Annotated in this window: 7 protein-coding genes; 4 read left to right on the top strand and 3 right to left on the bottom strand. The window is 47.6% G+C overall.

Features of this window, described 5'->3' with window-relative positions; translation table 11 throughout:
• The coding region (locus IQ235_RS15645) for a hypothetical protein (protein ID WP_264322372.1) at positions 1 to 189 on the bottom strand (189 nt) is incomplete at its 3' end.
• Positions 190 to 310: 121 nt separating this feature from the next.
• Complete coding sequence (locus IQ235_RS15640; RefSeq protein WP_264322371.1) at positions 311 to 1,789, bottom strand: slr1306 family protein; 1,479 nt, start codon at positions 1,787 to 1,789, stop codon at positions 311 to 313.
• A gap of 520 nt (positions 1,790 to 2,309) precedes the next feature.
• Between IQ235_RS15640 and IQ235_RS15635 the strand changes: the two genes are divergently transcribed.
• On the top strand, positions 2,310 to 2,834 hold the full coding sequence (locus tag IQ235_RS15635; RefSeq protein ID WP_264322370.1) for a heme NO-binding domain-containing protein: 525 nt from the start codon (positions 2,310 to 2,312) through the stop codon (positions 2,832 to 2,834).
• A 91-nt stretch (positions 2,835 to 2,925) separates the two neighbouring features.
• Here the strand turns inward: IQ235_RS15635 and IQ235_RS15630 are convergent, their stop codons facing one another.
• Positions 2,926 to 3,729 carry an SDR family NAD(P)-dependent oxidoreductase gene (locus tag IQ235_RS15630; protein WP_264322369.1) on the bottom strand — a complete coding sequence of 268 codons (804 nt, stop codon included), beginning with the start codon at positions 3,727 to 3,729 and terminating at the stop codon, positions 2,926 to 2,928.
• Positions 3,730 to 4,715: 986 nt separating this feature from the next.
• Here IQ235_RS15630 and IQ235_RS15625 point away from each other — a divergent pair.
• The 3 genes from IQ235_RS15625 to IQ235_RS15615 all read left to right on the top strand — a co-directional run.
• Complete coding sequence (locus tag IQ235_RS15625) at positions 4,716 to 4,889, top strand: NblA/ycf18 family protein (RefSeq protein WP_264322368.1); 174 nt, start codon at positions 4,716 to 4,718, stop codon at positions 4,887 to 4,889.
• Positions 4,890 to 5,523: 634 nt separating this feature from the next.
• Positions 5,524 to 5,739 (top strand): hypothetical protein, encoded by a 216-nt coding sequence (locus IQ235_RS15620; protein ID WP_264322367.1) that lies wholly within the window; start codon positions 5,524 to 5,526, stop codon positions 5,737 to 5,739.
• Positions 5,740 to 5,973: 234 nt separating this feature from the next.
• Positions 5,974 to 6,426 (top strand): thiamine pyrophosphate-binding protein (locus IQ235_RS15615; RefSeq protein WP_264322366.1); only part of this gene is annotated, 453 nt, incomplete at its 3' end.

Below are 6,426 nucleotides of genomic sequence, written 5' to 3'. Positions count from 1 at the left end.
ATACGCTTCCGCTTCCCCAAAATTGCCACCTTTCATGGCTCGGATTGCCTGAGTGCTCAGTTCCTCTAACTGGGTTAGCTGCGCTTGGGTAATGGGGGTGGGGGGAACTTGCGCCGGAGGCGAAACCGCACCGAACCCGGAGAAGAAGGAGACAAGGAGCGTACTCAGCCAAGCCAAAATGAAACTCATAGATGTATTGCGAAGAACGGGATTGCCAGAAGGTATATTGTCAGGATATCGCGAGAGCTTATTTTTAGCTCGACTCGAACCATCTGTGTCTGGGCTGGAAACCCAGCCCAACCATCGAACTTTAATGACTTGCGGCAATCTCGCTATTCGGGTTTGGCTTCAACTTCGGCGACAATCGATCGAGGGCTTGAGTAACGAACGATCGCACGAAAGCCGTACGCTGGTTTTCCTGGAACACACCCTGGACAATTTGGGTTAACTTCTCCAAGTTCAATCCCTTCTCCCCATCGATAGCAACATCCTGCTGTTGGAAGTATTCGATTAAACTCAACCCGACGATGCGCGTCAAATAGGCGGCACTGATGCCTTGTACTGCCCCACCGGCGAGGTACGTCACCGCGTTAGTTTTCAGCATGGCGCTAATGGTTTGGGTCGACAGTTCCACCAGTCCCAATTTCACCATCAAACCCCCCAAACTGGCGGCAGTGACTTTGGCTTGTTCCAGGGAAAATTTCTGTTGGTAAATTTCCCCCAAATCCATCACCAACTGACCGCTGACGGCCCCAGTGGCGAGCAAATCGAGGGCGGGAACGGGGTTGGCGAGGGCAGCAGCGGCGGCAATCCACTGATATTGAGTCATAATCGGCAATGCCCGATCGCGCCGCAGTTGGTTGAGTTGCTGTTTGATGTTCCCTTGCAATGCTTTGGCTTGCCGTAGGGTGCTTGCAAACACTAATTTCTGCATCTCTTGCCCCACCAGAATCGATTCCAGGCGTTGGGTGAGGGGTTCTATTTGGGGGGTTTGGGCTTCGAGACGTTCTTTGACGGACTCATCGGCTTGATGCTTGCGCACTTTCACCGGCGCGGGGGATGCAGCGATCGCCACGACATTTTCGGCATCCACAAGTCCCTGCATCCGAGACTGAAGTTGTTGCAAAAGTCCAGCGCGATCGTCTGTGGGACATTGGTCTTCCTTGTTCCACACCAGAAGGGTTTTATATCCGGCTGCCCTAAGTTGTTCGATAGCTTGAAATTCCGGGGCTGTGATATCGCCGGTCACTAAAAACAGGACTAAATCGGCATTCAAATCTGTCGGTAAAGATGTCGTTTCTTCGCTGCCAAAGGGAGTTTCTACAAACTTGCATTTGAGTTCGCCCTTTTCCCAGGCGGACTCTAATACTTTGCCCACACTGGTTTTGCCGGTGGATTTGCCCCCCACCACGGCAATTTGCATCTCCGTGCGATCGAGGCTGGATTTTAGACGATCGAGGGCTTCGGCGAACGTGAAGATGGAAGCCGTGGCTTCGGGATGAGGGGTCTCTAATTTATCCGTTTCGGCGACGAACCCATCGAGGGTGGCTTGGGTTTTGGCGATTGCCTTGTCAACGGCGGTGCGATCGACGACGATGGGGATCGGACTCAGATCCAGTTCGGGGGCGCGAGGACGTAGCAACCACGCCCCAGTCCCCACGGCGATCGCCCCGAGGATGCCCCATTCGCCCCTATCTCCCGTGGTGCGATCGAGGCCTTCCCACAGTGCCAGCATCGCCGATAAGCCAATTCCGCCGACGAGTATCGGTCGCTGCAATTTCCCAGCCATAAAAATATCCCCTAGTTTGGTTGGGAGTGCGTTGAGTGTCTCTCAGAGATTTGGGATATCCGATGACTGGTGTCAACTTTGAATTGAAGGGTATAAGCGAGAGTGTCTTATTCCCATCACCAGCAAGATGCTCGTACGATTTTGCTTGTACGGCTTATTTACCAACAGGATTTTGACCTGGGTGACATCCCACACATTTTCGTGCATCTTTCTTTATTTTACCGGGGAGCGGGGGAATTTCATGGGGGCACTTCCACGACGGGAAGTTCGGATTTCCCTAGTTTCTGAGAACTTGAGGCGATCGTTTTTGTGAAGATATCTGGCGATGTTCTCTGGAAATTCAGTGGTTTTCGACCCTTCGATCGACCGTACTTTTTTCTGTTCGTTCGCTGTCAGAATTCAGGCGTGTTGGATGATAACGCGATCTGTTACAGTTCTTGAGGTTCGTACTTCAACCCAACCGATATCTTGTATCCCTCGGGAGATCTACAATCGTCCTATATGTATCGGGAGATAAATCATGCATCGTGTTTTGCACGCCGATTTGAAAAACTATATTGTTGAATGTCACTCCAAACAGGATTACAAGGTCATTTTAGAGAAGGCGGGTTATCTAGAAAGTGACTTTGAAGGTGAAGAGTACTACAATGATTCCCTTTTTGAAAACCTTCTTCAAGCTTCAGTATCTCAACTTTCGATGGATCGTCAAGCGATTCTTTCAGCTTTGGGCGTTAATCTAACACCAGGGTTACTCGATAATATTCAGCCAATGATAAATTCGGGCTGGAAAACACTGGATTTTGTCGAAGAAACAGAGAGTATCATGCATAAATACGCTCGTGAAGAGATGGGTGCTTTTCCACCGGCATTAAAACCCGAACGTATTTCCGAAAATGAGTTGATTATCAAGTTTATCTCTCATCGAGGAATGTGTGGATTAGCTCAAGGTTTCATTAATGCTATCTCTAAACATTATGGTGAAAAGATCGATCTAAATATAGAGGTAAATGGTCGAGAGCATACTCTGACTCTCAAAAAAATTTAAGGCTCTTAAAAAATGAAAAATAGTAACATGGTTCAGATCGCACAGTCATATTACTAACCGATCGTCTTCCATTGAATTCACATTCATACCTCTAATCGCCAAACACGTCTCGCTGGCGAAAGGGGGAAACGAGCAAACGCCCGATCGCTTTTGAGGGAGTCAGCCACGCGATGCGATCGCCCGTTTTAGTATTGGTAAGGATGCGATCGACCAGCCAAGGGGCAACGGTTTCCACCCGATCGGCAAGGAGGTTCAGCAGGCGTTTGGTCTGTTCCCAATCTCGCGCCTGTGCCGGATCGTCGAGATCGTACTGTCCTGAAAGTAAGTCGGTAACGACGATACCCGGACTTAGCGCCCCAACAACGATCGGCGTGCCTTGGGTTTCTCGCACCAGGGACTCGGTAAGGTAGCGGATGCCGTATTTGGTGGTTCCGTAGAGGGTCAAATACCGGATTTTGTCACCGCCACTGCCTGCACCTTCTAGATTGTATACCGCGCCGTACCCTTGTTCGAGCATTCGGGAAATTGCAACTTTCGCGCCGTACATCGTGCCGATGAGATTGGTTTCCACCACGGCAGCAATGCGATCGGGGGTTTGTTCCCACACCGGAACGCGGGGGTTGGCAATCCCGGCGTTGTTAATCCAGATATCGATTTTGCCAAACCGATCGATCGCCTCATCCCACAATCTTCCTACGTCGTCGAAATTGCGAACGTCACCAGCAAAGGCGAGGATTCGATCGCGATCGTACTTTGCAACGAGGTTGCGTTCCGCTATTTCCAAGGTATCCGCCGTTCGTCCGCAAATGGTAACGGAACAACCCCGATCGAGAAATGCATCGGCAAGTCCGTATCCTAATCCCCGGCTGCTACCGGTAATGACGATGGTTTTCATCTTGCTACCTTTTCCTGAGAGACTTCTGCAATGGTAAGATTGGCTATTTTCGATCGTGCTGGAAAAGAGAGATCGCACAAAGTACGAGCTAATGTTCTTTTTGGATTTTATCGCCTCAAACCTCACTCTCGATCGCTGTTTTTTCCTAAAGTCAGAAACTCTTGGGAATGAAAAATCTTAGATCCTAGATTTCTAGTCTTTTCCTTTTTCTCTTTTTTCAAGCTAAAAGTTCCTCTTTTCTTCCATCTCCGCCCATCGTCAAGCCATTTTATGAACCGAGAAGAGCATTCCCTAATATCGGTCGATACCAAAGAATGTCACTTCTTAAAATTTGTCTTCTAATCCTGCAAAAATCTAGTTTTAAAACGGTAAGCATTCAAGTATCAGCCGCGAACGAAAGCGAGATACGGGCGGGTGTCGCAGTATTTTAGAAAACTTGTTGAAAAACTCAACTTCATACCCACCCCTGCCCATTCGGCAGTATTTAAGATCGAATCTGAATCCTTACTCAAAACTCAATCCCAACAAACGATCGGTCTTGAAAAATGTTCGGTTTTCCGAATATTTAGTTGGTTTTTCACCCCTTTTCAATTTCTTTTGAAACGTAAAAAGCTTGTAAGATAGGCACTTTTGACCGAGAAAATAGGAGATCGCATTCTCGTAAAAATAATTTGTTATACTAAAGTTACATTCTAAAAAGCTATTGTATTTTTCGCGAGGTAATTTATATGAGACGCTACACACTCTAAATTTGTTTTAAAGCTCGAGATAGCATAAAGGATTAACTCAAAAAAAATTTGAGAGAAAGCGTCATTAATGACTGCAATAATTTTTCTCGAGATGAAAAAACGATTTAGATCGAACAATTCGTTAAAGTTTAGTCAGTTCACAAACTCTGCTAATTGCTTTGTTTGCCGAGACTCTCGACTTCTAACCCAAACAACCGATCGCTCTAATAAATTGTATCTATTTTAAGGATCCTACTCATGGAAAGTTCAGGACAGCTTACCCTCGAGCAACAATTTCAGTTGCGAATTTTACAGCAAAGTATCGAGAAATTATCAGCAGAACAAGCTCGAGATTTCTTACTCGAAGCATTTCGACAAATGATGGTAAAAGATAACTTTGCCAAACAGATGTTCAAAGACTGCTACTTATAGACAATCGAGGAAAAGCAGATTATAGGTGCGCTTGTATGCGATCGAGGTCAAAAAATCTGACTTTTCCTCTTCGACTCTTGTTTTAGATATCCTGTATATTTTCTCGCTTTCCTAAACACTAGAACCCATTGCAGCATTTACCGTAGGAAAATACTGTGGTAAATATTTCTATTAAAGAGTGTCTTCCACCAATGTTCTAGACCTAGCAGAGATCTACTAGAAATCTAGTATAAGTCGCCAGAATATTCTTTTCAGAGCGATAATTCAGCAAATATAAAAAAAGTAAATAGGTATCACACGATCGTGGAAAGGAAGGACAACGACGCAATCTCAGTTACTTCCGAGCCGTTACGGTCTTACATCATCGGTCTATAGCCATTCCCAAGTTTATGAGGTACGGAGTTCTAAATTTTAGGAAATGGGAAACGGAGAATATTATCCGGGTGTACCTCACACATTTGAGAACGGTGATATAGAATATACCGATCGACTAATTTCTAAGCTTGCTACCTTGTTTGAATTGATATCGATCGGTTGAATCGATCGATTTTGAGGAGTCGAACGTTACATTCGCTTTGATGAACTCCCACCCACCGGAAATAGCACCTCCGCTTGCAATTTCCAGGAGGCTTTTATGGTTAAACAAATATCTTGGTTGCCCCTAAAAAATGAGAACGGTCGAAAGATTCTGCACTTGCGAACCGATCCCCATCGTCCGTGGCAGCCTTATACTGCTTTTCCCGAATACGCCGTTCCCGATATCGAAGTAGCTGGCGCATCAAAAGGATATGCCACCTTTCAAAAGTTAATTAGTCAAGGCTGGCAGGTGGTGGCAACCCACCGTGCTTAATCGGCGATGTGCGATCGCAATAGTTTCGCCATCGCAATAGTCGTTCACCACATTGATGCGCGATAGGTAGGGGTAGCGCCCCCGTGCCCTACCCCGCTGGGTTTGGATCGCCACGGGAGGACAGTGGCGTGCAACCTCGATCGCAATTCGGTGTTGTTACCCTCAACCGACCCGACACACAGCAGTTTCGCCATCGCAATGGTTTCTCGACACCATACCTAAGAGGTCAAAATCATGCCCCAACTCGCTCCCCACATCTTCCAACTCCTGCACCAACAAGGCGTACGACACGCCTTCGGTATTCCCGGCGACTTCGCCCTCACCCTTTACGATGCCCTTGCCGACAGTCCGATCGAACCCGTTGTGATGACCCACGAACCCTGCGTTGGGTTTGCCGCCGATGCCTACTCCCGCATCCGAGGACTGGGCTTAGCTGTCGTCACCTACAGCGTTGGTGGGCTGAATATGGTGAATGCCGTTGCTGGGGCTTATGCGGAGAAATCACCCCTCGTGATTCTCAGCGGCAGTCCCGGCGTTCGAGAACGGCAGGAACGGGATTTGCTGCATCATAAAGTAAAAACCTTCGATACCCAAAGACGGGTGTACGAAGAAGTCACTCTCTACGCTGCCACTCTAGACGATCCCGCCACTGCCGACGCCCAGATTCATCACGCCCTCGACTACGAC

Source organism: Zarconia navalis LEGE 11467 (genome assembly GCF_015207075.1).
GTDB classification, from domain to species: Bacteria; Cyanobacteriota; Cyanobacteriia; order Cyanobacteriales; family Geitlerinemataceae; genus Zarconia; species Zarconia navalis.
Note: the sequence above shows the minus strand (reverse complement) of the source record. Positions and strands in the feature narration are given on the sequence as shown.

Coding starts and splice junctions, on each gene's coding strand:
- IQ235_RS15640 (WP_264322371.1), bottom strand. CDS start 1,789: ATGGCTGGGAAATTGCAGCGACCGATACTCGTCGGCGGAATTGGCTTA.
- IQ235_RS15635 (WP_264322370.1), top strand. CDS start 2,310: ATGCATCGTGTTTTGCACGCCGATTTGAAAAACTATATTGTTGAATGT.
- IQ235_RS15630 (WP_264322369.1), bottom strand. CDS start 3,729: ATGAAAACCATCGTCATTACCGGTAGCAGCCGGGGATTAGGATACGGA.
- IQ235_RS15625 (WP_264322368.1), top strand. CDS start 4,716: ATGGAAAGTTCAGGACAGCTTACCCTCGAGCAACAATTTCAGTTGCGA.
- IQ235_RS15620 (WP_264322367.1), top strand. CDS start 5,524: ATGGTTAAACAAATATCTTGGTTGCCCCTAAAAAATGAGAACGGTCGA.